25 protein-coding genes are annotated in these 25,336 nt (G+C 64.4%); 19 read left to right on the top strand and 6 right to left on the bottom strand.

Features of this window, described 5'->3' with window-relative positions; genetic code table 11:
- The first annotated feature begins 173 nt into the window (after positions 1-173).
- The 4 genes from UB31_RS04045 to UB31_RS04060 are packed head-to-tail and all read left to right on the top strand — an operon-like array spanning position 174 to position 2,803.
- Complete coding sequence (locus UB31_RS04045; protein WP_045009894.1) at positions 174-626, top strand: MarR family winged helix-turn-helix transcriptional regulator; 453 nt, start codon at positions 174-176, stop codon at positions 624-626.
- Positions 627-681: 55 nt separating this feature from the next.
- On the top strand, positions 682-1,251 hold the full coding sequence (locus UB31_RS04050; protein ID WP_045009995.1) for an isochorismatase family protein: 570 nt from the start codon (positions 682-684) through the stop codon (positions 1,249-1,251).
- Positions 1,248-1,577 carry a hypothetical protein gene (locus tag UB31_RS04055; RefSeq protein ID WP_045009895.1) on the top strand — a complete coding sequence of 110 codons (330 nt, stop codon included), beginning with the start codon at positions 1,248-1,250 and terminating at the stop codon, positions 1,575-1,577. Before UB31_RS04050 ends, UB31_RS04055 begins: the two co-directional genes overlap by 4 nt.
- Entirely contained in the window at positions 1,574-2,803 is a 1,230-nt protein-coding gene (locus tag UB31_RS04060; RefSeq protein ID WP_045009896.1) for an MFS transporter, read from the top strand. Before UB31_RS04055 ends, UB31_RS04060 begins: the two co-directional genes overlap by 4 nt.
- 9 nt (positions 2,804-2,812) lie before the next feature.
- Here UB31_RS04060 and UB31_RS04065 read toward each other — a convergent pair whose 3' ends face one another.
- A complete protein-coding gene (locus UB31_RS04065) occupies positions 2,813-3,697 on the bottom strand; it encodes a dihydrodipicolinate synthase family protein (RefSeq protein WP_045009897.1) in 885 nt (294 codons plus the stop codon).
- Positions 3,698-3,875: 178 nt separating this feature from the next.
- On the opposite strand from UB31_RS04065, the gene UB31_RS04070 reads away from it, so the two are divergent.
- A complete protein-coding gene (locus tag UB31_RS04070) occupies positions 3,876-5,288 on the top strand; it encodes an FAD-binding oxidoreductase (protein WP_045009898.1) in 1,413 nt (470 codons plus the stop codon).
- A gap of 8 nt (positions 5,289-5,296) precedes the next feature.
- A complete protein-coding gene (locus UB31_RS04075) occupies positions 5,297-5,992 on the top strand; it encodes a GntR family transcriptional regulator (protein WP_045009899.1) in 696 nt (231 codons plus the stop codon).
- A gap of 6 nt (positions 5,993-5,998) precedes the next feature.
- Here UB31_RS04075 and UB31_RS42040 read toward each other — a convergent pair whose 3' ends face one another.
- From UB31_RS42040 to UB31_RS04085, 3 genes are all read right to left on the bottom strand, one after another.
- A complete protein-coding gene (locus tag UB31_RS42040; protein ID WP_197087141.1) occupies positions 5,999-6,163 on the bottom strand; it encodes a hypothetical protein in 165 nt (54 codons plus the stop codon).
- 128 nt (positions 6,164-6,291) lie between these two features.
- On the bottom strand, positions 6,292-7,230 hold the full coding sequence (locus tag UB31_RS04080; protein WP_045009900.1) for a DMT family transporter: 939 nt from the start codon (positions 7,228-7,230) through the stop codon (positions 6,292-6,294).
- Positions 7,211-7,498: a hypothetical protein gene (locus UB31_RS04085; RefSeq protein ID WP_045009901.1), complete on the bottom strand. Its 288-nt coding sequence runs from the start codon at positions 7,496-7,498 to the stop codon at positions 7,211-7,213. The genes UB31_RS04080 and UB31_RS04085 overlap by 20 nt, the downstream gene beginning before the upstream one ends.
- Before the next feature lie 315 nt (positions 7,499-7,813).
- On the opposite strand from UB31_RS04085, the gene UB31_RS04090 reads away from it, so the two are divergent.
- The 12 genes from UB31_RS04090 (at position 7,814) to UB31_RS04145 (ending at position 20,967) form a co-directional block, all read left to right on the top strand.
- Positions 7,814-8,728: a LysR family transcriptional regulator gene (locus tag UB31_RS04090; protein ID WP_045009902.1), complete on the top strand. Its 915-nt coding sequence runs from the start codon at positions 7,814-7,816 to the stop codon at positions 8,726-8,728.
- Between the two features lie 67 nt (positions 8,729-8,795).
- Positions 8,796-10,073 (top strand): 4-aminobutyrate--2-oxoglutarate transaminase, encoded by a 1,278-nt coding sequence (gene gabT / locus UB31_RS04095; RefSeq protein WP_045009903.1) that lies wholly within the window; start codon positions 8,796-8,798, stop codon positions 10,071-10,073.
- A gap of 62 nt (positions 10,074-10,135) precedes the next feature.
- Positions 10,136-11,230: an ABC transporter ATP-binding protein gene (locus tag UB31_RS04100; RefSeq protein WP_045009904.1), complete on the top strand. Its 1,095-nt coding sequence runs from the start codon at positions 10,136-10,138 to the stop codon at positions 11,228-11,230.
- Positions 11,231-11,273: 43 nt separating this feature from the next.
- Positions 11,274-12,350 carry an ABC transporter substrate-binding protein gene (locus tag UB31_RS04105; protein WP_045009905.1) on the top strand — a complete coding sequence of 359 codons (1,077 nt, stop codon included), beginning with the start codon at positions 11,274-11,276 and terminating at the stop codon, positions 12,348-12,350.
- A gap of 6 nt (positions 12,351-12,356) precedes the next feature.
- A complete protein-coding gene (locus UB31_RS04110; RefSeq protein WP_245305944.1) occupies positions 12,357-13,277 on the top strand; it encodes an ABC transporter permease in 921 nt (306 codons plus the stop codon).
- A gap of 2 nt (positions 13,278-13,279) precedes the next feature.
- Positions 13,280-14,074: an ABC transporter permease gene (locus UB31_RS04115; protein WP_197087142.1), complete on the top strand. Its 795-nt coding sequence runs from the start codon at positions 13,280-13,282 to the stop codon at positions 14,072-14,074.
- 17 nt (positions 14,075-14,091) lie between these two features.
- Complete coding sequence (locus UB31_RS04120) at positions 14,092-15,693, top strand: zinc-binding metallopeptidase family protein (protein ID WP_045009906.1); 1,602 nt, start codon at positions 14,092-14,094, stop codon at positions 15,691-15,693.
- 65 nt (positions 15,694-15,758) lie between these two features.
- Positions 15,759-16,766, top strand: coding sequence for a dimethylarginine dimethylaminohydrolase family protein (locus UB31_RS04125; protein ID WP_045009907.1), 1,008 nt, complete (start codon positions 15,759-15,761; stop codon positions 16,764-16,766).
- A gap of 114 nt (positions 16,767-16,880) precedes the next feature.
- Entirely contained in the window at positions 16,881-18,902 is a 2,022-nt protein-coding gene (locus tag UB31_RS04130; protein ID WP_045009908.1) for a YgiQ family radical SAM protein, read from the top strand.
- A gap of 252 nt (positions 18,903-19,154) precedes the next feature.
- Positions 19,155-20,177 (top strand): LLM class flavin-dependent oxidoreductase, encoded by a 1,023-nt coding sequence (locus tag UB31_RS04135; RefSeq protein WP_045009909.1) that lies wholly within the window; start codon positions 19,155-19,157, stop codon positions 20,175-20,177.
- A gap of 145 nt (positions 20,178-20,322) precedes the next feature.
- Positions 20,323-20,610, top strand: coding sequence for a type II toxin-antitoxin system ParD family antitoxin (locus UB31_RS04140; RefSeq protein WP_045009997.1), 288 nt, complete (start codon positions 20,323-20,325; stop codon positions 20,608-20,610).
- A 6-nt stretch (positions 20,611-20,616) separates the two neighbouring features.
- Positions 20,617-20,967: a type II toxin-antitoxin system RelE/ParE family toxin gene (locus UB31_RS04145; RefSeq protein WP_045009910.1), complete on the top strand. Its 351-nt coding sequence runs from the start codon at positions 20,617-20,619 to the stop codon at positions 20,965-20,967.
- 15 nt (positions 20,968-20,982) lie between these two features.
- Here UB31_RS04145 and UB31_RS04150 read toward each other — a convergent pair whose 3' ends face one another.
- The gene (locus UB31_RS04150) at positions 20,983-21,579 is read right to left on the bottom strand and encodes a TetR/AcrR family transcriptional regulator (RefSeq protein WP_045009911.1); all 597 of its coding nucleotides are present in this window, start codon (positions 21,577-21,579) and stop codon (positions 20,983-20,985) included.
- A gap of 87 nt (positions 21,580-21,666) precedes the next feature.
- Here UB31_RS04150 and UB31_RS04155 point away from each other — a divergent pair, with 87 nt between their 5' ends.
- Complete coding sequence (locus tag UB31_RS04155; RefSeq protein ID WP_082078400.1) at positions 21,667-22,977, top strand: MFS transporter; 1,311 nt, start codon at positions 21,667-21,669, stop codon at positions 22,975-22,977.
- Between the two features lie 57 nt (positions 22,978-23,034).
- Here UB31_RS04155 and UB31_RS04160 read toward each other — a convergent pair whose 3' ends face one another.
- The gene (locus UB31_RS04160) at positions 23,035-25,065 is read right to left on the bottom strand and encodes a methyl-accepting chemotaxis protein (protein ID WP_045009912.1); all 2,031 of its coding nucleotides are present in this window, start codon (positions 25,063-25,065) and stop codon (positions 23,035-23,037) included.
- Positions 25,066-25,336: the final 271 nt, after the last annotated feature.

A 25,336-nucleotide genomic window follows, 5' to 3' on the forward strand; every position in this document is an offset into this window, starting at 1 on the left:
CGGCCCACGGCGATGCGGCGCCATGCCACACAATTACCCAGCGATCCAGGAGCCCGCACAACTTCTCCATGTCGTCATTGCGGCGGTCGGTATTCTCAATTCACGCGATTTTGTTCAGATCATCTGCACAGATAATCTTTACAGTTTATATTCATATCTGTATTCGATCCGGCATGATCAATTCTTCGGACCGACGCCCGTCCGCCCGCGCGGGCGCGCTCGCTGAAGATTTGCGTTCGCTGGTCGGAAAGCTGAAGCGCCGACTACGGGAACAGGCAACTCAAGGCGACCTGACACCCTCACAGGTGTCCATTTTGCTGCGTCTGGAAAAGGACGGCCCTGCGACGGTGTCGAGCCTGGCGCGATCGGAAAAGATGCGTCCGCAATCGATGAGCACCGCGGTCGCCGTGCTCCAGGCCGCAGGTCTTGTTAGTGGCGTCCCCGATCCAGAGGACGGCCGTCAAACCATTCTGTCGCTGACAAAGGCGTGCCGCGACTGGATCCGGGTCGGTCGCGCCGCGCGGCAGGATTGGCTCTCGCGCACCATTTCGGCGCGGCTCTCATCGCGGGAGCAGGACGAGCTGGCCGCCGCCGTCTCCTTGCTCAAGCGGCTTGTCGACGATTGATGCGGCCCCGCCGCATCCGCGGCGCGAAACATTCGGCTGCCGGAAGGACACAATCATGGCTCTCACGACCCTCGACCCGATCACCGCCCTCATTGTCGTCGACCTGCAAAGCGGCATCGTCGGCTTACCTTCCGTCCATTCCATGGGCGACGTCGTGGAGCGCTCCTGCACGCTAGCCGCTGCATTCCGGCGACACCGCCTGCCGGTCGTGCTGGTCAACGTCGATGGCGGAGCGCCGGGCCGCACCGAGCGGCCGCGTGCCGGCGGTCCGTTCCCCGACGGATGGACCGCTCTCATTCCGGAGCTTGATCGACAGCTCGCCGATATCACCGTGACCAAGCGGACATGGGGCGCCTTCGCCAGTACTGATCTCGAAAGCCAGCTGCGATCGCGCGGCGTCACGCAGGTCGTGGTCGCCGGCGTAGCCACAGGCACCGGCGTCGAGTCCACAGCGCGCCAGGCCTACGAGGCGGGCTTCAATGTCACCCTTGCCACCGACGCGATGACCGATCCGCGTCCGGAGGCTCACGACTACAGCATCGCAAACGTCTTTCCGCGGCTCGGCGAGAGCGGCTCGACACAAGCGATCATCGAATTGCTGGCAACACGGAGCCCGCAGGCATGAACTGGCTTCATCTAGTTTCCTATTTCTTTGGCGGCGCCTTTCTGGCCAACGCCATTCCGCATCTCGTCAGCGGCCTGAGAGGCGAGCCGTTCCAGAGCCCGTTCGCGCAGCCGCGAGGGGAAGGACTATCCTCGTCGACGGTCAACGTGCTCTGGGGCTTCTTCAACATGGTCGTCGGATATCTCCTGGTCTGTCGTGTCGGAGAGTTCGCGCTGCTGGACACGCGCGATGTCGCCGCGCTCGGGCTCGGCGCCCTCTTGCTAAGCCTGTTTTGCGCGCGACATTTCGGCCGGTTCCACGGCGGCAACACGCCAACAGGTTCGTGAGCGTGGCGGCCGCGGGCACGTTTCGTTCACTGCGGAACTTCAATTACCGTGTCTGGGCCGCGGGCGCGCTGGTGTCCAATACCGGGACGTGGATGCAGCGCGCTGCCCAGGACTGGCTCGTTCTCACCGAGCTCACGCAGCACAATGCGTCGGCTGTGGGCGTGGTGATGGCGCTCCAGTTCGGACCACAGCTCCTGCTGATGCCGTGGACGGGATTTGCGGCCGACCATTTCAACCAGCGACGGATCCTGATCGCGACGCAGGCGACGATGGGCGTGCTGGCGCTGGTCCTTGGCCTTCTCACGGTCAGCGGCCTGGTGCAGCTCTGGCACGTCTATGTGTTCGCCTTCCTGTTCGGCTGCGCCGCGGCCTTTGACGCCCCGGTGCGCCAGACCTTCGTCGCGGAGCTCGTTGGCGACGGCGACCTCTCCAACGCCATCGCGCTGAACTCGACGTCGTTCAACGCCGCGCGGATGATCGGGCCCGCGATCGCAGGGATCATCATCGCGTCGATCGGCACCGGATGGGCATTCCTGATCAACGCCGCATCCTTCTTGGCGGTGCTTGGCTCACTCTCGCTGCTGCGCGCCTCGGAACTTCGCCCGAACGCACGGGCGCAGCGGGCCAAGGGCGGCATGACCGAGGGTTTTTACTACGTGTGGTCGCGCGCGGATCTCAGGGCGATCATGATCATGCTGTTCCTGATCGGCACGTTTGGGCTGAACTTCCCGATCTTCATCTCGACCATGGCGGTCACCGTCTTTCACACCGATGCGCGCGGCTTTGGTCTGCTGTCGTCGACGATGGCGATCGGCACCATCTCGGGCGCACTGCTGGCCGCAGGGCGCGCCCAGCCGCGGTTCGTCTCGCTGCTTCTTGGAGCTGCAACTTTTGGGGCGGGGTGCACGCTGGCCGCGCTTGCACCGAGCTACTGGCTGTTCGCAGGCAGCCTGGTCGTGATCGGCGTCGCCGCACTGACGGTCACCAATACCTCGAACAGCCTGATGCAGCTCTCGACCGAACCGAGGATGAGGGGGCGCGTGATGGCGTTGCGTCTCGGCGTCGCGCTCGGCGGCACCCCCATCGGTGCCCCGATCGTCGGATGGGTGGCGGACCATCTCGGCCCACGCTGGGCGCTCGGCGTGGGTGCGGCGGCCGGCTTTGCGGCAGCGCTCGTGGCGGTCCGCGCGATGTCGGCGCGCACCCCGGACGATTGCCTCGAATGAAAAGCGGTTTTAGGCGATCGCGGGGCTGGTCAATTCATCCAGCTTCGACTTGAGCGCCGCGCCATCAGACAATGCACGCAGCGGCGGACGCACACGCAGCCAGCCTGCGTCGCCGGTCTGTGCGGCGAGAATAGCCTTGAGCGTCGCGAGGAAGGACGGGCTCTTGACCACGATGTCGACCGCGGCCTGCATGCGTGCTTCGACATCCTTGCCGTCGATCATCGCCTTGACCAGCTCCGGCGCGATGTTGGCCATGCCGCAGATGGTGCCGGCGCCGCCACCGGCGATCGCGCGGGCGATGTCGGTTTCATTGCCGACGGTGATGGCGAGCTCGGGCGCGGCGGCGCGGAACGCCTGGAACTGCTTGAAGTCGCCGCTGGAGTCCTTCAACCCCGCGACCAGCTTGCCGTAGCGCTTGCGCAGGTTAGCTGCGACGGTTGTCGGGATCGCAACGCCCGAGATCTGGGGGATGTGATAGAGCACGGCGCGCAGACGATCATCGCCGACGCGGTCGATGATGGCGGCGAAGGCATCCTCGATGCCGTCAGGCGTCACGTTGCGATCGAAGTAAGGTGGCAGGAACAGCACATGGCGCAGGCCGAGGCCGAGCACCGCGCGGGTTAGCGCGATGCTGTCGCTGATGGCAGGGAAACCGCCGCCTATACCGATGCGCTCCGCGGCGACGCCGGCCTTGAGCAACGCTTCGACGGTCGCGACGCGCTCCCCGACATTGAAGGAAGTACCCTCGCCGGTGGTGCCGAACAGCACGACACCGTCGACACCCTTGCTGAAGAGCTGCTTGGCGTGAGCGGCGAGCTTCGCGGAATCCACGCTGCCATCCGATGTCAGCGGCGTCGCCGACGCCACCCAGAATCCGCGAATTGCCTCCGTCATAGCACCACCCATTGCTGCGGCTTCGGAATAAGCCCCTGATCCATAACGATCTTCGGGGCTGATCGAAGCCTTGTTTTTGCTTTACTTTTGATCTTGTACCTTACATACAAGGAGGATGCAATTCCCTCGCCGCGATGGCGCGCAACAGGCGCCCAGCCAGATCTGCAAGAGGTCTCACATGGACATGGTGACCCCCGCGGGACATCCCGACCAACTGCTCGGCACCTTGCGCGACAAGCTCGGCGCGGCTGCCGTGCTGACCGGCAGCGACGTGCCGACACGCAATCACAACGACTGGAGCGCGAGCCTGCCGCAAACGCCGCTCGCGGTGATCCGCCCGCTCGATGCGCAGGGCGTTGCGGACGCGATCGCAACTTGCCGTCAGGCGCGGCTGCCCTTCGTGCCGCAGGGCGGATTGACCGGACTGTGCCGCGGCGCCTCGCCCGAGCCGGGCTGGGTCGCGATTTCGCTGGAGCGCATGACCGGCGTCGAGGAGATCGATCGCGCGTCGGCAACAATGACCGTGAAGGCCGGCACGCCGCTGGAGGTGATTCAAAAAGCCGCCGACGAAGCCGGCTTCTTTTTTCCTCTCGATCTCGGCTCGCGCGGCTCCTGCGCGATCGGCGGCAATCTCTCGACCAATGCCGGCGGCAATCGCGTGATCCGCTACGGCATGACGCGTGAACTGGTGCTCGGCTTGGAGGTGGTTCTGCCGGATGGCACCATCATCACCAGTCTCAACAAGCTGATGAAGAACAATGCCGGCTACGACCTGAAGCATCTCTTCATCGGCTCGGAAGGCACCCTCGGCATCATCACCCGCGTGGTGCTGAAGCTGTTTCCGAAGCCCCGCTCGACCATGGCCGCGCTTTGTGCGCTGAAGGACTATGCAGCAGTGATCGCGTTGCTGGATGCGGCACGCTCCGGGCTCGGCCCGCTGCTGTCGGCATTCGAAGTGATGTGGCCGGATTATTGGGACGTCATCACGTCGCGCGCCGGGGTCAAGCCACCGGTCGCCGCAGGCCACGGCCTCTACGTGCTGGTGGAGGCGCAGGGCACCGACGAGAGCCACGATGCGCCGCGCTTCCAAAGTTGGCTGGAAGAGCTGATGGAGCGCGGGCTGCTCGCCGATGCCGCGGTCGCGCAATCGCTGGCGCAGACGCAGGCGTTCTGGCGGGTGCGCGACATCTGCGCCGAATTCGGCCAGGTGCTCGGGCCGCACATCTCCTACGACATCGGCCTTGCGGTGGCACGGATGGACGAGTTCGTCACGCGCTGCAAGGCCGCGCTCGCGACAGGCATCAAGGGATGCGAGAGCGTCTATTACGGCCATATCGGCGATGGCAATCTCCACCTCGTCTCCTGGGTGACGGGCCTCAGCGTCGAGCAGCAGCCGAAGGAAGAAATGGACGCGATCATCTACGGTCTCGTCCGCGAGATGGGCGGCAGCGTCTCCGCCGAGCACGGCATCGGCACGCTGAAGAAGAAATGGCTGGGCCATGCCCGCAGCGACGCCGAGATCGCGCTGATGCGGACGCTGAAGGCCGCGCTCGACCCGGATCATCTGCTCAATCCGGGCAAGGTGATCTGAGACAACGCATGCGATCGCTGAAGCTCGATACACCAAAATCGCTGTCCCAGCGGGTGATGCAGCGGCTGCGCCAGGCCATCATCGACGGCGAGTTCGCGCTGGGTGCGGCGATCTCCGAGGAGATGGTGGCGAATTCCTTCGGCGTCAGCCGCACGCCAGTGCGCGAGGCGATGGGCCAGTTACAGGCGCAGGGGCTCGTGGTGATCAGGCCGCAGGTCGGCAGTTTTGTGTTCACGCCGAGCGCCGAGGATATCACTGCGCTCTGCACTTTCAGGATCGCGCTTGAGCCGAAAGCCGCCGAGCTCGCCTTTCGCCATGATCGCGACGGCGCCGTCGCGACGATGAGCGATGCAATCGCGGCCATGGAGCAGGCGGTCACGGCGCGAGACAACATCGCCTATGGCCGCGCCGACGCCTCGTTTCACGAGGGGCTGTTCGCGCATTGCGGCAATCATTATCTCATCGAATCCTATCAGCTCGTCTCGGGCCGCGTCGCCGCGCTCCGCACCAACCTGACCTCGCCGATCGACGTCCGGACCCGCACCTCCTTCGACGAGCATCGCAGGCTGCTCGACCTGTTCGCCCGCTGCGAATTTACTGATTTCGAAAAATTGATGACGACGCACATCACCAATTCGGGCGTGGTCTATGCCAAGGCCTTGAAGGTGGAGGCCTTGAAGGTGGAAGCGCTGAAGGTGGGCTGAGCGGGGCTACTGCCCGCCCTTCGGTCCGGGCCTGTCGAGAAAATCCAGCGCGGTGTTGATCTGCTCGAGTTGGTGCTCGATCCTGTCGCGCTCCTCGACCGTCTGCGCCGCCTCGAGCTGTTCCACCAGCTTCTGCTTCCGCGCCAGCAAGTTCTCTATGACTGTACTCACAGCTCCCCCATCGCTCCCCCATCGCCCGGTCGTAGGGCGCGAGCGCTGGCCTCGCACACCACCTCAATCAGAATGTGCACGACGGCGGTTGGTTCCCGCGGATGAAACACGACGGCAGGCCGATGGAACTACTTGCGCAGGCTCGCCCAGACCCCGCCGAGGATCAGCAGGCCGCCGAAAAGATGGATCAGCCTCGGCGGCTCGCCGAGGATCGCGAACGACAGCAAGGCGCTCGCGACCGGCCCGATATAAAGAACCAGTGATGTCCGCACCGAGCCGAACTTGCCGCCGAGCCAGGCAAACCCGGCATAGGCCAGCAGGCCGGGCACGATCCCGGCGAAGAGATAGGCTGCGAGCGCTTTCGTGCTGAAGACCTGCGCCGGCATGGCCCACATCTCGAGGAGCGCCTGCGGCAGCGAGAACAACGCGCCGGCGCCTGCGAACAGGCTCATGCGCGCAAGCAAGGATGCGCGCGGCGCCGCGCGCGACTGCAGCAGGGTATAGCCGGACCAGCCGAGCATCGCGATCACGACAAGACCGTCGCCCGACGCTGTCTCCAATTGCGTTAGCGCCTCGATATGGCCGCCGGAGATGATCAGGAGCGCGCCGGCAAGCGCCAGCGCCGTGCCGAGCCATTGCAGCGGGCCGATATGCTCCATGCCGAGCGCGGCGGAGATCAGCAGCACGGTGATCGGCGACAGCGCCATGATCAGCGCAATGTGGATCGCCGTGGTCGAGACGCCCGCCACATACACCGGACCGCCACAGAGATACATGCCCGTGAAGCCGGCCGCGAGGATCGGCCAGATATTTCTGCCAAGCGGCACGCGGCCGGCACGGATCTCCGTGAGCGCGATCGGCGCGAGACCGATGGCGACGATGCTCCAGCGAAAGAAAGCGAGCGCGAACGGCGGGACCGAGCCCGCAAGGCCGCGTGCCAAAATCTGATTGGAGGCCTGCGCGGTCGCCACCAGGATGAAGCCGATCAGCGCAACCGCGCCGAGCCAGGCCTCAGTGGATGGCACCGCGCCGGCGTCGTCACCGCCGTCAGAAGTTTCCTTGCCCATGGAGCAATTGAATATCTGATACCGGCCGCGGTGAGAACCCGGAAGACGGATCGCTGGTGTGCATAGGCGGCGCTCGCAGTGCTCCGGGGGACGAGGCGATGCCCGCGAGCTGCACCCGCGCAACATGGGTGCGGGTGACCGAGAACGAGAACACTGCCAGCAGCGCGCAGAGCATGCAGAGCCTCATCCGCACCGTTCTGCGATCGGTGATCGGCAGGAACAGGAAAAACATCATCGCCAGGATCAGCAGTGCGTCGACCAGAAACATGGTTCTCTCCCTCGAAACCGGGATGAGGATGACGCGGCGCGGCCGTGCGGTATGTGGGCGGTGTCACAGTGCGGTCCAGACCGCCTTGCCACGATCGCCCCCCGTAGCGTCAATGCCCGCGCGCGGGCCTTTGCCACAGGCTGGCCCGACGCAAATGGCGCGCCATTGAAATCATGATATAATCTCCGCGACAGGGACGTCCGGCGGAACACGGGCGCCGCGGCCGTATCAGACACACCGCGACTGCCCTTCCGTCGACCGCTCAGGTGAGGTAGGCCATTCCGGCCGGGAAGTCCGTCGAGAGATCGCCACGCGATGCGCCTTCCTTCTCTGAATGCAATCAAAGCTTTCGAGGCCTTCGCGCGCACCGGAAGCGTAAAGGCCGCGAGTGACGAACTCGCCGTCAGTCCGACGGTCGTCTCCCGCCATCTGCGAAATCTTCAGCAGGATCTCAACGTCACGCTGGTCGAGCCGCATGGCCGAGGCCTGAGATTGACCTCGGCGGGCACGGCCTATTACGGCCAGATCCGGCGGTCCTTCGATATCATGCGGCAGGCCAATGACGAGATCCGTCGGACCTCGCGCACGCTCACGCTGTGGTGCATTCCGGGCATCGCCAATCAGCGCCTGCTGGCCGCGCTGCCCCAGTTGCAAAGCCGGCTGGGCAATTACGAAATCATCCTGCAACCGACGCTGTCGCGACCGGACCTCGTGCGCGGCGAGGCCGATGCGGAGGTCGTCTGCATCAACGGGCTCGACGCCCAACCCGACGTCAGCACTGAGTTGATCGCCCACCCGCTGGTCCACGCGGTCGCAAGTCCGGCCTTCTGCTCGCGCTTTCCCGAGGTCCGGGAGGCTGCCGACATCCTCAAGCTGCCGCTGATCCATGAGGCATCGACGCTCTACTGGGAGCAATGGCTGGAATATTTCGGCATCACCGACCTGCCGATGCTGCGCGGCCCGCGGCTGTGGCACGCTCACCTCACGATCGAGGCCGCCCGCCTCGGCCAGGGCGTGGCGCTGGCCAATACGCTGCTGGTCGAACAGGACCTCGTCACCGGCCGGCTGCTCGATTTGAGCCCGCGCCCGGTCAGGCTCGGCGGCTATTATTTTCTCGCGGCGACCAAACGATGGGGCGATCCCGATCTGGTCGTGCTGCGCCGGTGGTTGAAGGAAACGCTCGGCGCGCCGCCGACCAGTGCATTAGATGCAGCAATGGCCGCCGAATAAGCTGATTGTTCCCCGGCCGGGCCGCTTCTAGCCTCACGGGCGTTTCATCCCTTTGCCGGATGCGCCCATGCCGACGAATGCCGAATTGCTGTCTCGCCGCGCGGACGCCGTCGTTCGCGGCGTCAGCCATGCGACGCCGATCTCGGCCGCCCGCGCCCGCAATGCCGAAATCTGGGACGTCGAGGGCAAGCGCTATGTCGACTTTGCCGGCGGCATCGCGGTCCTCAACACCGGACACTGCCATCCGAGGATCATGGCGGCCGCTGCCGAGCAGATGCAGCGCTTTACCCACACCTGCTTTCAGGTCCTGATGTATGAGCCGTACATCGCGCTTGCCGAGCGGTTGAACGCGCTCGCGCCGATTCAGGGACGACGCAAGACCGCGTTCTTCACGACCGGCGCCGAGGCCACCGAGAATGCGGTCAAGATCGCGCGCGCCGCAACCGGGCGCTCCGGCGTGATCGCGTTTACCGGGGCATTTCACGGACGCACGGTCATGGCCTCGGCGATGACCGGCAAGGTGACGCCGTACAAGAAAGGCCTTGGCTCTGCGCTGCCCGAAGTCTGGCACGTGCCGTTCCCGGTGCCGCAGCTCGACGTCACCGTCGAGGATGCCTTGAAATATCTCGGCTTCATCTTCAAGGCCGATGCTGATCCTTCGGCAATCGCGGCGATCATCATCGAGCCTGTGCAGGGTGAGGGCGGCTTCCATCAAGCGCCGCCGGAGTTGATGCGCGCGCTGCGCCGTCTCTGCGACGAACACGGCATCGTGCTGGTCGCCGACGAAGTCCAAACCGGGTTTGGACGCACCGCCAAGATGTTCGCCATGGAGCATTACGACGTCACGCCGGATCTGATCTGCGTTGCCAAGAGCCTTGCCGGCGGCTTCCCGCTGTCGGGCGTGATCGGCCGCGCCGCGATCATGGATGCGGCCGATCCTGGCGGCCTCGGCGGCACCTATGCGGGCAATCCGGTATCCTGCGCCGCGGCGCTCGCCGTGCTGGATGTGTTCACTGAAGAAAAGCTGCTCGACCGCGCGGCGAGGCAGGGCACGCAGCTCAAGGCGCGGCTGGAAAAATTGCGATCCCAGAACAATGTGCTGCCGATCGATGGCATCCGCGGCCTCGGTGCAATGGTCGCATTCGATGTCGTCAAGGAGCGAGGCGGCTCGGAGCCCGATGCGGAGGCCACCAGACGTGTCGTCCAGTCCGCTTACGAGAACGGTCTCGTGCTGCTCTCCTGCGGCACCAATGCAAACACGATCCGGATCCTGGCGCCCCTGACCGCCGAGGAGGCCGTCGTGGACGAAGGCCTGGATATCCTGGAGGCGGCTCTTGCCTGCTGACAGCGACGTTCATTCGCGAATTGAGACGGCGATCGAGACGGGATGGGAGTTCATGGCGCGCGATGGCTGATCAGATCGGTCATGATTTGAATGTCGAGGGCGTCACGAAACTCTATGGAGAGTTCGCTGCGCTCGACAATGTTTCGCTGACGGTCAGGCGCGGCGAGTTCCTGACCCTGCTCGGCCCGTCCGGCTCGGGCAAGACGACCCTGCTGATGTCTATCGCAGGCTTCGTCCAGCCCGACCGCGGCGACATTCAGCTCGATCGGCACAGCATCGTGCGGCTGCCGCCCGAACGGCGCAATTTCGGCATGGTCTTTCAGGGCTATGCGCTGTTCCCCCATCTGACCGTGTTCGACAACGTCGCCTTCCCGCTCCGCATACGCAAATGCTCGCAGGCCGAGGTCCAGGCCAAGGTCAACGCGGCGCTCGACCTGGTGCAGCTCGCCTCGCGCGCGGATCGATATCCGCGCCAATTGTCCGGAGGTCAGCAACAGCGCGTGGCGCTCGCCCGGGCCATGGTGTTCACGCCGCATCTGCTGCTGCTCGACGAGCCGCTCAGCGCGCTCGACAAGAATCTCCGCAGCGAGATGCAGGACGAATTGAAGAGGCTGCACAAGCGGATCGGCCTGACCTTCATCTATGTCACCCACGACCAGGATGAAGCACTGTCGATGTCGGACCGGATTGCCGTCATGCGCGACGGCAGGATCATCCAGCAGGGGTCGCCAAGCGAGCTCTATGACCAGCCGGCGACGAGATTCGTCGCCAACTTTCTCGGCCGAAGCAACTTCCTTCGCGGCGCCGTGGACGCACACATCCCCGGCGGCTTCGCTTTCACGCATCAGGGCACAAGATTCACACAGGCCGTCCCGGGCGGCGATTGTCCGGCACCGGGGCAGGACGTGGTGCTGGCACTGCGCCCGGAGAAGATCTCGATCGTGGACGGCGGCGCGCCGTCCGACAACGCCCTGAAGGGCGTGATCTCCGAATGGAATTATCTCGGCGCCCAATTCCGGCTCGTGGTCGACACCCTGGAGTTCGGCGCCGTCGTGATCGTGATTCCAACCTGGAAGAGCGGCGCACCTCCGGCCACCGGCCAGCCGGTGTCGATCGGATGGGACGCCTCCGCCGCGACACTCGTCTCAGACAATTGATCTCCTTCTCGTCACTCAACCCAGTCAACCAGGTGAGCCCTCCATGACCGACCGCAAGACTGCTCTCGACAAGACTGCTCTGGTGATCTCGCGCCGCAAGTTACTCGCGGGCGCCGCCCTCATCGCAGCGCCAGCACTGCTCAGGACCGATCTCGCGCTCGCCGAAACGCGCAAGGACGTCGTGCTGGTCAATTTCGGCGGCGCCGCCATGAAGGCCTTCGATGAGGCCTATGTGCAGCCATTCGCCGCCCAGGGCGGCCGCATCGTGCTCGACGGCAGCGGCGCGTTGAACGGCAAGATCCTCACCATGGTGCAGTCGGGCAATGTCACCTGGGACATCTGCGATGGCGGCATCACCACATTGGCCGAGCTCAACCCGCGCAATGCGCTGGAGAAGATCGACTACGGCATCGTCGACAAGACCAAGGTGCCGGCCGAATTCGCCTATGAGAATGGCGTCGTGAACTACATGTTCTCGTCGGTGATGGCGTGGGACACCGCCAAGGTGAAGGACACGCCGACGCTCGCCGACTTCTTCGATCTCAAGAAGTATCCGGGCCGGCGCATGATGCGCAAGGATTCCCAGGCGATGATGGAGCTCTGCCTGATCGCCGACGGTGTGCCGCTGGACAAGCTCTATCCGCTCGACACCAAGCGCGCCTTCGAGAAGATGGCCACGATCAAGAAGGAACTGCTGTACTGGAACAGCGGCGCCGAAAGTCAGAGCCTGATGCGTGACGGCGAATGCGTCATGGGCTTGCTGTGGCATACGCGCGCCAACGTGCTCAAGGCCGAGACCAAGGGCCGGATCGCCTATTCCTTCAAGGACGGGCTGCTGCAGCCGGGCCTTTGGGTCGTGCCCAAGGGCAATCCGGCGGGTGCGGAAGCATTCCGCGCCATCGCATCGATGCAACAACCCGAAGGCCAGGTGAAGCTGCTCGCCGCGATGGGCAATGGACCGGCTAACCCGGCTGCGCAAAGCCTCGTGCCGGCTGACCTGCGCCAGACGAACCCGGGCGATCCGGCCAATGTCGCGGTTCAGGCCAAGATCAATGCGGCCTGGTACATCGAGAACCACTCCAAGACGTTCCAGGCCTATCTCGACTTCATCTCGTCCTGAGCTGTCATGCGAGCGCTGCTGTCGCGCATTGCCTCGACCGAAACGAGCCCGGCGACCGATGTCGCCGGGGCGCTGCGGCCGCCGTCGCCGCGCCGGCTGCATGGCGCGATGCGTTACTGGCTGCTGATCATGCCAGCACTGCTGCTGATGCTCGCGTTCTATCTCTATCCCATCGGCCGGGTGCTCTGGATCAGCGTCACGGAGCCGAAACCGGGGCTGGACAATTTTGCGCTGCTCGCAACCAGCGCGTCGATCCACAAGATGCTGGTGACGACGGCACGGATCAGCATTCTCACCACGGTCATCACGCTGGTTCTCGCTTATCTGGTCGCCTACACGCTGGTGCATAGCGGCGAACGCGGCAAGCGCTGGATGCTGCTCGGCGTGATCGTGCCGCTGTGGATTTCGGTGCTGGTGCGCGCGTTCGCCTGGTTCATCCTGCTGCGCCGCGAGGGCCTCATCAACAACGTTCTCATCGCCAGCGGCATCATCGACAGTCCGCTCAGCCTGATCTGGAACGAGACCGGCGTGGTGATCGGCATGGTGCATTACATGCTGCCGTTCGGCATTCTGCCGATCTACGCCAACATGAATGACATCGACCAGCGCTGCGTCGCCGCGGCCCGCGGCCTCGGCGCGACCCGCGGTGCCGCGTTCCGCAAAGTGTTCCTGCCCCTGTCCATGCCGGGCGTGATCGGCGCCGGCATCCTGGTCTTTGTGTTCTCGCTCGGCTTCTTCGTGACGCCGGCGCTTCTCGGCGGCGGCAAGACGCTGATGATCGCCGAATACATCAAGGTCCAGATTCTCGAAATCGTGCGCTGGGGCGTGGGCACCATGCTCGCGGCAACGCTGCTCGTCGTGATCGGGCTCCTGCTCGCGATCCTCGGTCGCATCATCGACCTGCGCAAGCTGTTCGGATCGGTGTAACCGTGGCATTTCCTGCACCCGGCAATATCTCGGTGATGACGCGCTCGATGGCGTGGGCAGTGGTCTGCTTCCTGGTGCTGCCGATCAGCATCGTGTTCGCGGTCTCGCTGACCGACCAACCCTATTTGTCCCTGCCCCACGACGGGTTGTCGCTGCAATATTACCGCGGCCTGCTGACCAGCCGGGCCTGGCTGACGAGCATCTGGCACAGCCTGGTGATCGCGATCGCCTCGACGGCGATTGCGGTGACGGCCGGCACGCTCTGCGCGATCGGCTGCTGGCGCATCAACAGCCGTGCCAGCGACGCGGTGCGGGTGCTGATGCTGATCCCGATCATCGTGCCGACCATCGTGTACGCACTCGGCATCTATCAGCTTTGGGTGGATCTCAAGCTGATCGGCTCCTTCGCCGGCGTGATCATCGCCCATGCGGTGACCGGGCTTCCCTATGTGGTCATCACGGTCTCGACTGCGCTCGCAGGCTTCGATCCGAAGCTCGAGCAGGCGTCGCAGAGCCTCGGGGCCAGCATGATTCAGACGCTGCGGCTGGTGATCGTCCCCAACATCCTGCCCGGCATCATCTCCGGCGCGATCTTCGCCTTCATCCATAGCTGGGATGAAGTGGTCATCGTGCTGTTCATCGCCGGACGCAGCGTGTTCACCCTGCCGCAGCGGATATGGGACGGCATCAACGAGAGTCTCGACCCCACCATCGCCGCGGTCGCAGCCGTGCTGATTCTGACGACCGTATCCCTCCTGTTCATCGACATCGCCATTCGCCAGCGACGCTCCCAATAACCGGAACAACGATAATCATGCCGCGCAATAACGACTTCAGTCCCGACAAGAATCTGGCCCTCGACTGGATTGACGATCATGCAGGACGCCTGTCCGAAGACCATCTGACGATCTGGAATCTGCACGAGCCATCCTGGCGCGAGTACAAATCGGCAGCCTGGTACGTCGAGCGCCTGAAGGCGGAAGGCTTCGCGGTCGAGGCAGGGTCGGGCGGAATGCCCACCGCCTTTTCCGCGGTGTGGTCGAACGGCGATGGCCCCACGATCGGCGGCTACGCCGAGTACGACGCGGTTCCGGGCGCCTCGCAGGATCCGGTGCCGCACCGACAGCCCCGCGTCGGCGTGAGTCCCCACGCCGCCGGCCATACCGACCCACATTCAGCGCTCGGCATGGGGTCGTTCACCGGCTTCCTCGCCGCCAAACATGTGATGGAACGCAGCGGCATCAAGGGGCGGCTGAAATTCTTCGGCGAGCCGGCCGAGAAGATGTGCGGCTCCAAGCCGGTCCACGCCGCCAAGGGCTATTACGACGATCTCGATGCGGCGATCAGCTTCCACCCGCACTCATTCCCGAGGCTCGCCAACAGCTGCTTCTGGGATACGCACAGCGCACCCTATTGGAGCCGCATCTACACGTTCGAATGTGCATCTCCGGAGACCTGGCAGAACTCCGGCGCAGTCACCGGCGTCGCCCATTCGCATTCGGCGGCACGCGCACCCGGAGCGATCGATGCCGTCTGCTTGATGTACAGCTCCAGCAAGTTCATGAAGGAATCGATGCTGCCGCATCACGGCAGCTGGAGCCTGAATGAATTCATCCTGCATGCAGGCCAGGCGGCCGCAGACAATATCGCACCTGGCCTCGGCCAGATTCAATATTCGCTGCGCGCCCCGACGCTCGACATGTGCGCGCGTGTGTTCGAGGTGCTCGACCGCAATGCCGAACATTGCGCGGCGATGACCCATTGCAAGGTCACCGCGCGCTGGATCACGCGGACACGGGCAGGTCTCGCCAATCACGCGATGGCTGAGGTCGCGTGGCGCAATTTCGAGGCGATCGGTGCCCCGCAGTACAACGACGAAGCGCGGCTCTTCGGCCGCAAGATTCAGGAAAGCCTCGGCATCGCGCCGATGGAGGACCCCTTCACGCCGGAGATTCAGCACCTGACCGCACCGTGGGACGGCGAGAAAGCGTTTCGCGAGCAATTGCCGCCCTGGCAGACCAACCTCGCGGCCGATGATTATGTCGACTACACCTGGCATGCGCCGACCGTGCGGCTCTATGTCGGCCGTCCGACGCTGCGCGCGCCCGATCCCGGCTATCGCTATCCCGATTGGACCCGCTATGCGATGGGCGGCGTGCCGGCCTGCATCGATCCGATGTGGCTCACCGCCGGCAAAGTGATCGCAACGACAATTCTCGATCTGCTGACCGACGGCGTGTCGCTGAACAAGGCCGTGGCCGAATTTCGCGAACGGACCGGCGGCGGGATCGGAGGCTCGAAATGGGTCGCGCCGCTGCTGCCGAAGGACTTCGCGCCGCCGGTGCACTACCGCTGGCCGGAATACGTCACCACCGTGCGCGGTGAGGAATGGACCATTCCGACCGCCGCATCATGAGACGCCGCACCGGCCGCGGCCGGGCCTCATGACACCCCTCATTACGACTTGAAAGAGAGACGTCCATGTCGATCATCTCCGAACCCGAATACCGCTACAACATGCTGATCAAGACATTCGCGTCGCAGGCCGAGCCGGCCTTCGAGGCGGAGTCACAGCAGATCGGCGTGTGGGGTCGTCGATGGGGCTGCAACAACGATGTCGGCCGGCTCCGCATGGTGCTGATGCATCGCCCCGGTCCCGAACTGAACATCGTCGACCCGAGCAAGCGGCTGCCGGAGATTGGCGCCTTCGGCGATCCGGAGCAGGGATGGTATTGGCGCGGCGACACGATCCCCGATCTCGCCGCCCAGCAGGCGCAACACGACGCGCTCGCCAGCGCCTTGCGGGAGGAAGGCGCGGAGGTCGTCTATATCGACAAATGCGCACCCGGCAAGATGAAGAGCGTCTACACCCGCGACAGCGTCATCGCCGTGGGCGGTGGCGCCATCGTCACGCGCCTCGGGCCACCGATCCGCCGCGGCGAGGAGCTGCCGGTGACGCGGACGCTGGCGAATCTCGGAATGCCGATCCTGCGGACCATCTCGGGCGTCGGCCTGATGGAGGGCGGCAGCTTTGCCTTCATCACGCCAAAGGTCGCCGTTGTCGGGCTGTCGAGCCGGGTCGATGAAGAAGGCGCGCGCCAGCTCGAGGATGTGCTGCGCACCCAGGGCGTCGAGCTGCTGCGCGTTCATCTCACCGGCTACCGTTTACACATCGACGGCATGTTCGTGATGATCGATCGCGACACCGCGTTCGTGAACCCGACATTGTTGCCGTTCTGGTTTCTCGAGAAGCTCAAGGAATTGAAGATCCGCCAGATCGAGGTCTGCCCCGACGACCAGAACTGGGTGATCAATTGCCTGGCCGTTCGGCCCGGGCACGTGATCGTGCCCGAAGGGATTTCGCCGCGAACCATGGAGAAATTCGCCAAGGCCGGCGTGACCACGCGCATCGTCGCCTATGACAAGGTTGCGCTCGGCGGCGGCGGCATCCACTGCTCCACCTCGCCGCTGATCCGCGATCCGCTCTGACAGGGGCCGCCAAGGGCCCTGTCCGCCCCGGATGGGCGTCCCCGCCCGGAACCCGCGATTCTTCACGCGCCCGTCGGTTGTATTCGCGGGCGCGGAGTCCTATGCGTAGGCGCCATGGACACCCAAATCATGACCGCCGAAGAGCCCCTGATGGCCCAGGCCCGGCCGCGCAAGCCGGCGCCGTTCCTGCCGATGAGCCGCGCCGAGATGGATGCGCTCGGCTGGGATGCCTGCGACATCGTGCTGGTGACTGGCGATGCCTATGTCGACCATCCGAGCTTCGGCATGGCGATCATCGGCCGGCTGCTGGAGGCACAAGGCTTTCGGGTCGGCATCATCTCGCAGCCGGACTGGCATTCGGCCGAGCCGTTCAAGGCACTCGGCAAGCCAACAGTGTTCTTCGGCGTCACCGGCGGCAACATGGATTCGATGGTGAACCGCTACACCGCGGACCGCCGCCTGCGCCATGACGACGCCTATACGGCGGGCGGCGAAGGCGGTAAGCGGCCGGACCGCTGCACCGTCGTCTATGCCCAGCGCTGCCGCGAGGCGTTCAAGGGCGTGCCGGTGGTGCTCGGCGGTATCGAGGCGTCGCTGCGCCGGATCGCGCATTACGACTACTGGTCCGACAAGGTGCGCCGCTCGGTGCTGGCCGACGCCAAGGCGGACCTGCTGCTCTACGGCAATGCCGAGCGTGCCGTCGTCGAGGTGGCCAACCGTCTCGCCGCGGGCGAGGCGCCGCGCGAGCTCGACGACATCAGGGGCGTCGCGCTGTTCCGCCGCGTGCCTGAGGACTATTCCGAGCTGCATGCCGACGATCTCGACTCAGCGGATGAAGGCGCTTCGCGGACGAAAGGCCCGACCGTGATCCGGCTGCCGGCGCTGGAGCAGGTCGAGCAGGACAAGGAAGCCTATGCGCGCGCGTCGCGCGTGCTGCACCGGGAGAGCAATCCCGGCAATGCGCGGCCGCTGGTGCAGCGGCACGGCGATCGCGACCTGTGGCTGAACCCGCCGCCGATCCCGCTGACCAGCGACGAGATGGACGCGGTCTACGACCTTCCTTACGCGCGCGCGCCGCATCCGTCCTACGGCGAAGCCAAAATCCCCGCCTGGGACATGATCAAATTCTCGGTGACGATCATGCGCGGCTGCTTCGGCGGCTGCACCTTCTGCTCGATCACCGAGCATGAAGGCCGCATCATCCAGAACCGCTCGGAGGGCTCGATCCTGCGCGAGATCGAAAAGATCCGCGACAAGACGCCGGGCTTCACCGGCGTGATCTCAGACATCGGCGGCCCCACCGCCAACATGTACCGGATGGCGTGCAAGGACCCGAAGGTCGAGGCGGCGTGCCGCCGGCCGTCCTGCGTCTTCCCGGAGATCTGTCCGAACCTCAACACCTCGCATGACGATCTGATCCGGCTTTATCGCAAGGTGCGCGAGACCAAGGGCATCAAGAAGGTGATGGTCGCCTCCGGCGTGCGCTACGACCTCGCGGTCGAGAGCCCCGAATACATCAAGGAGCTCGTCACCCATCACGTCGGCGGTTATCTGAAGATCGCGCCCGAGCATACCGAGCGCGGGCCGCTCGACAAGATGATGAAGCCGGGCATCGGCGCCTACAACCAGTTCAAGCGGATGTTCGATGCGGCGGCCGAACAGGCCGGCAAGAAATATTACCTGATCCCGTATTTCATCGCGGCGCATCCGGGCACGACCGACGAGGACATGATGAACCTCGCGCTCTGGCTCAAGAAGAACCGCTATCGCGCCGATCAAGTGCAGACCTTCCTGCCCTCGCCGATGGCGACCGCAACGGCGATGTACCACACCGGCGTCAACCCGCTGCGCGGCGTGCGCCGCGGCGGCAGCGACAAGGTCGAGGCGATCAAGGGCCTTCGTCAACGACGGCTGCACAAGGCGTTCCTGCGCTACCACGACCCCGACAATTGGCCGGTGCTGCGCGAGGCGTTGAAGGAGATGGGCCGCGCCGATCTGATCGGCTCGCGCCCCGACCAGCTTGTGCCGGCGCACCAACCGCCCGGCACCGGCAAGGCCGCCGGCACGCGGCGGCCCGTGCGGCCGGGCGACAAGACGCAGCGGTTTACGACCAAGGGTCTGCGGGTGATGAAGTAGGCGAGAGCCGGATGAGGTCCGGCTCCGCACGCCGCTTCGTGCCGCCTCAAACAAAAATGTCGAAAACAACCCCATGCACAGTAGCTGGCATGAGCGGGATCAATGGCTTAGGTGGCTTGCAGAGACGTTGCTCCGTCGGGCAAAACAGGGGCAGGATGGCATCATCGGGGTACGCGGGCTTTCCTGGCCACACCTTCGGTCTCACCCGAATGTCAGAAGACGAACCCCTCCCCACCATCCATAGATGACCGCATGAAAAAAATCGGATTCCTGTCCTTCGGACATTGGACGCCCTCGCCACAATCGCAGACCCGCTCGGCCGGGGACACGCTGCTGCAATCGATCGAGCTTGCCGTTGCAGCCGAGCAGCTCGGCGCGGACGGCGCCTATTTCCGCGTGCATCACTTCGCGCGGCAGCTTGCCTCGCCCTTTCCGCTGCTCGCTGCCGTCGGCGCAAAGACCAGCAAGATCGAGATCGGCACGGCCGTGATCGACATGCGCTACGAGAACCCGCTCTACATGGCGGAGGACGCCGGCTCCGCCGACCTCATCGCCGGCGGGCGACTTCAGCTCGGAATCAGCCGCGGCTCGCCGGAGCAGGTGATCGATGGCTGGCGCTATTTCGGTTATCAGCCGGCCGAGGACCAGAGTGACGCCGACATGGGCCGGCGCCACGCGGAGGTCTTTCTGGACGTCCTGCGCGGCGAGGGTTTTGCAAAACCCAATCCGCAGCCGATGTTTCCAAACCCGCCCGGCTTGCTGCGCCTGGAGCCGCATTCCGAAGGCCTGCGCGAACGGATCTGGTGGGGCGCCGGCTCGAACGCGACCGCGGTGTGGGCAGCGAAGCACGGCATGAATTTGCAGAGCTCGACACTGAAGAACGACGAGACCGGCGAGGCATTTCACGTGCAGCAGGCCGCCCAGATCCGCGCCTATCGCGCGGCGTGGAAAGAGGCCGGCCACACCCGCGAGCCGCGCGTGTCCGTCAGCCGCAGCATCTTCGCGCTGATCGACGATCGCGACCGCGCCTATTTCGGCGGAGAGCGCGGAGGTGAAGACCAGATCGGCTTCATCGACCCGCGCACGCGGGCAATCTTCGGACGGAGCTACGCCGCGGAGCCGGAGGCGCTGATCGAGCAGCTGCGGCAGGACGAGGCGATCGCGGAGGCTGACACGCTGCTGCTGACGATTCCAAACCAGTTGGGCGTCGACTACTGCGCACATTCGATCGAGGCAATCTTGACGCACGTCGCGCCGGCGATGGGGTGGCGCTGACCTGCATATTCGCCGCGCCATTGCTCGGCGTAGCATCCACGCAAATGCGCCGCGACAGCCAACAGCACGACGTCGATTGCGAGATTGAAGCGACAGGACCCTTGTGGCATATTATGCCATAGAGGCCGAAACAGTGAGGACGACGATGCCAACGCGAAACGTCGTGCTGACGAAACACCAACAGGAACTCATTGAGACCCTCGTCGAGTCCGGCCGCTACCAGAACGCCAGCGAAGTGCTGCGCGACGGACTGCGACTGGTGGAGCAACGCGAGGCCGAGGACGCCGGCAAGCTCAAGGCGTTGCGCGCCGCGGCTCGCCTTGGGATTGGGTCATTAGAGCGTGGCGAATTCAAAGAATTCAGGACAATCGACGACCTGCAAACCTATCTGACTGATCTCTCGGAGAAGGTCATCTCCGGAACGGACGAATAAAGCCGTATGGCCCGGCAACAATGGCGCGTCCGCCTCGGTGCTGCCGCGGAAGTCGATTTTGCCAATATTCTGAAATGGACCACTGAGAATTTCGGGCCGCGCCAAGCGCGCGTCTATCGGGACGTGCTGGTTCAAGCGATTGGCGAACTCGCCGATGGCCCTGAGGTTACAGGCTCCAAAACCCGGGACGAGATCGCGCCGGGTCTTCGCACGCTCCACGTTGCACGACGCGGTCGGCGCGGAAGCCACTTCCTCATGTACCGCGCCGCGCCGAATAGCACGATCGAAATCGTGCGCATCCTCCACGACAGGATGGACTTCCGGCGCCACATTCCCACCGACGAAAGCAGCGCATAATCTTCCGATGGCCCCTCACCCCGCCTTCACGCTCGCATCGATCAACATCTTCGCCGCCGCGAGCGCCGACTGCGCGGGGCCGTCTTCGGATTGCTGGCCGGTGACGTAGATGCCTTCGATCAACAGCAGCAGCGCGTCGCCGAGCACGGCCGGCTGACGCGCGCCCATGTTGGCTGCGAGTTCGCGCAGGCGCTTGCGGAAGACCTTCTTGTGCGCTTCGGCGACCTGGCGCGCCGGATTGTCGCGCGACGGATATTCCACCGCGGCGTTGCTCAGGCCGCAGCCGCGATAGCCCTTGGCCACGGCGCGCGACGACAGCTGGCTGATATAGGCGAGCACATGATCGCGCGCATTGCTGTAGGTCTTGCCGCCAGGTCGTTCAAAGTTCTCCCAGAAGCTCACATCGTAATCGCGCAAATAGGCTGCGGCGAGATCGTCCTTGGAGGCAAAGCTGCGATAGAGGCTGGGTTTGGTCACGCCGGCCCGGTCCACCACCTCGTCGACGCCGACGGCGCGGATGCCTTCGCGGTAGAACAGCTCGCTTGCGGAGGCGCGAATGCGATCGGCGGCCCGGAGCGGCGGGTCCGCAGGCATGTCGACTTTCTTCTTCATCGGACTTGGCTGCCTCTCGGATGGGCTTGACAATGTTACTGACCGGTACGTACTAATGCCGCATCGCAATACGTACCGGTAAGTAACATGCCCCCTTCTTCCGTTCAACCTGCCTCCGTTCAATCCGCCTCCGTCTCGAAGCGGCCGTTCGGCCGGAACTACGCCTTCGTGGTCGTCGCCGTGATCTTCCTGGCGCTGCTTGCGTCAGCGGGACTGCGCGCGACGCCCGGCGTGCTGATGCTGCCTCTGCAAAAGACTTTCGGCTGGGACGTCAGCGTGATCTCGTCGTCGGCCGCGGTCGGCATCTTTCTCTATGGCCTCGCCGGTCCCTTCGCCGCGGCCGTGATGCAGCGCTTCGGCATCCGCCGCACGGTGCTGGGCGCGCTGGTGCTGATGTCGCTCTCGACGGCTGCGAGCTATTTCATGACTGCGCCGTGGCAATTGTTCCTGACCTGGGGACTGCTCTCCGGCATCGGCTCGGGCGCGGTGGCCAACGTGCTCGGCGCCACCATCGTCAACCGCTGGTTCACCACCAATCGCGGCCTCGTCATGGGATTGCTGACGGCGAGCACCGCCACCGGCACCCTCATTTTCATGCCGGGCCTCGCGGCCCTGGTCGAATGGGGCGGCTGGCAGCCGGTGGTGCTGACCGTGGCCGCGTGCTGCGCGGCGCTGATTCCGCTGGTGTACATTCTGGTGCCGGAGCGGCCCGCCACGATCGGGCTGCGCTCTTACGGCGGTGCGCATGAGGATCAGCCCGCGCCACCGGCGCAGGGCAATCCGTTCGCCGCCGCGATCAGCAACCTCGTGCGCGCGGCCAAGACACAGACGTTCTGGTTCCTGTTCGCGACCTTCTTCATCTGCGGCTTCACCACCAATGGTCTCGTCGGCACCCATTTGATCGCATTCTGCGGCGACCATGGCATCTTCGAAGTGCAGGCCGCGAGCCTGCTCGCGCTGATGGGGTTCTTCGACCTGTTCGGCACCACTTTGTCGGGCTGGCTCACCGACCGTTTCGATCCACGCAAGCTGTTGTTCTTCTATTACGGCCTGCGCGGGCTCTCGCTGATCTATCTGCCCTACTCGGATTTCTCGTTTGTCAGCCTGTCGGTGTTCGCCGTGTTCTACGGGCTCGACTGGATCGCGACCGTGCCGCCGACCGTGCGCATCGCCAACGAGACGTTCGGCGACAAGAATGCGCCGTTGATCTTCGGCTGGGTCGTCGCCGGTCATCAGTTAGGGGCCGCCTGCGCCGCCTTCTTCGCCGGTTTCATGCGCTCAACGCAGGGTGATTATCTGCAAGCCTTCATGATCGCAGGTGTAACAGGCATCCTCGCCGCCGTGCTGTCGCTGATGATCGGCCGGCGGCCGGTGCAACCGGCGCTCGCCACCGCGTAAAGGGTGACGCGAATTGTCCGAGGTGCTTCGGTGAGCGGAGCCCTCGGACTGCGCCCGTCAGGCCGCCCGGACCGAGTCCAGGAATTTGCCGACTTCGAGCTTGAGGCGATTGCTGTCGCCAGACAATGACCGCGCCGCAGACAGCACCTGCGAACAGGCCGTGCCGGTTTCGGACGCGCCACGCTGCACATCGGTGATGTTGGCAGAAACCCGCTGGGTGCCGTGCGAAGCCTGCTGCACATTGCGGGAGATTTCCTGGGTCGCCGCGCCCTGCTCCTCGACCGCGGCTGCAATCGTCGATGAAACCTCGGACAGCTTTTCGATGGTGCTGCTGATGTTCTGGATCGCGCCAACCGACTCTGCCGTCGCGGTCTGAATGCCCGCGATCTGCTGGCCGATCTCGCCGGTGGCTTTCGCGGTCTGCTCGGCGAGCGCCTTCACTTCCGATGCCACGACCGCGAAGCCGCGGCCGGCCTCGCCGGCACGCGCCGCCTCGATGGTGGCGTTCAGCGCCAGCAGATTGGTCTGACCTGCGATGGTATTGATCAACTCGACGACGTCCCCGATGCGGCTTGCAGCCTTCGACAGCTCGCTGACCCGCTCGTTGGTGATGCGGGCCTGGCCGACCGCATCGTTGGCCATCCGCGCCGATTGCTGCACCTGGCGGCTGATCTCGGTCACGGATGACGCCATTTCTTCGGTGGCGGCGGCAACCGACTGCACATTCGTGGACGCTTCCCCGGACGCGGCGGCGACCGTCGTGGTGAGGTCCTGTGCACGCTCCGCGGTCGAGCTGAGCGTCGAGGCGGAGGCTTCGAGCTTGGTCGCGGCCAACGACACGGTTTCGACGATCTCGCCCACGGCGGTCTCAAAAGTGTCGGCGAGCTTGATCATATCAGCCTTGCGCTGCCCCTCGACGCGCTTGTCCTGATTTGCCTTGGCATCGGCTTCATCCCGCGCTCTCTGTTCGGCATTCTCGCGGATCACGACGACCGTCTTGGCCACATCGCCGACTTCGTCACCGCGATTTGCGCCGGGAATTTCGATATTCAGCTCACCGCCCGCCATCTTGCCGAGTGCGCCACTCAGGCGGGTCAGGGGCCGTGAAACGCCAACAAACGTGAAGATCACCGAGCCGATCAGCGACAGCATCATGATGATAGCCAAGACGAAACTCAGACGGTTCGCCTGGCCCAATTCGGCCGCGGCCTGCGCCTTGGCTTCCCCGGCGCCCTTTTCGGCAATTTCCACGGCCGTTCGCATCAACTCGAGGATCTGGTTGGCAACCGGCAGCGCCTTCACATCGACGAGCTGCTTCTTGTCCGCTTCTGCCTGAATCGCCTCGCGGGTTGCTGCCGAAAATTTCTTCACGATGGTCGCGAGCGAATCGATCGTCCCCAGAAGCCCAGCGTCGCTGACGATGCTTCTGGCACTGTCCAACGTGTCATCCAGTCCAGCGGTACGGTTGTCGATGACGTTCTTCTGGCCCTCGTCGCCGGTTGCGATCAATTGCCAGGTCGCTGAACGAACCGAATTGAACATTGAATCGGCTTCGTTCAGGACCTTTTCGATATCGGACCGATTTGTCGCGCGGATCAGCGCCGACGACAGCAGCAGGTCTTCAAATGTCTTGGTCCACTCGGCGGAGCGATCGTTCCGCTTCTTGGTGATCTCGAAGATCCTGAGCTGGGCCTTTCCGATCTCCGATGCCTGGTTGTTATATTCGGCGGCAAGGAATCTGATTTTCTCCAGCCGCTCCTTGTCGGCCGGATTGGCGACATTGCCGATCGCAACATCGAGCTCCCTGGTCACGGCCGTGAAGGCGGCGTTGAGGCCGCCCAGGCCCTTCTCGAGTTCGGACGAATTCTTCGACTGCCTGGTATCGCGTACCGCCAGCTCCATTCCCCGCAAGGCAATGTTGCCTTGAAGGGTGTGGTCGGCGATCGTCTGGAGCACGCTGGCGCGGTGTTGGGCTGAATTGATGGCCTGCTCCGAGACCATCTGGTTGGCGACCATGGCTCCCGAAAGCAGAACGCCGAACAGGCCCACGGCGCCGAGTTTGTAACCAATACGATTGAGCTTGGGCATGTTGGCGAACTGTCCAAATTCTGGATGACAGAAGTTCTGGGGTGAGCGAATCAAACCCCACGAGGCGCAATCAGGCGGCGGAAAGCGTAGCCGGTGCGCATTATTTTAGGGTTAATTCGTGCCCCGTAGACTGACGGGTCAAAAACGCTTTGCGATGGTGACCGACGTGTTTGATGCCGAACTCTGATGGTGTGGTCGCTCGTTGGGCTTCCCGATCGTAGGCGCCTCTTTCCAGAATGGTGCCAATTGGCCCGACGCTTGCACCCGGCAG

Source organism: Bradyrhizobium sp. LTSP849, assembly GCF_000938255.1.
Taxonomy (GTDB): Bacteria; Pseudomonadota; Alphaproteobacteria; order Rhizobiales; family Xanthobacteraceae; genus Bradyrhizobium.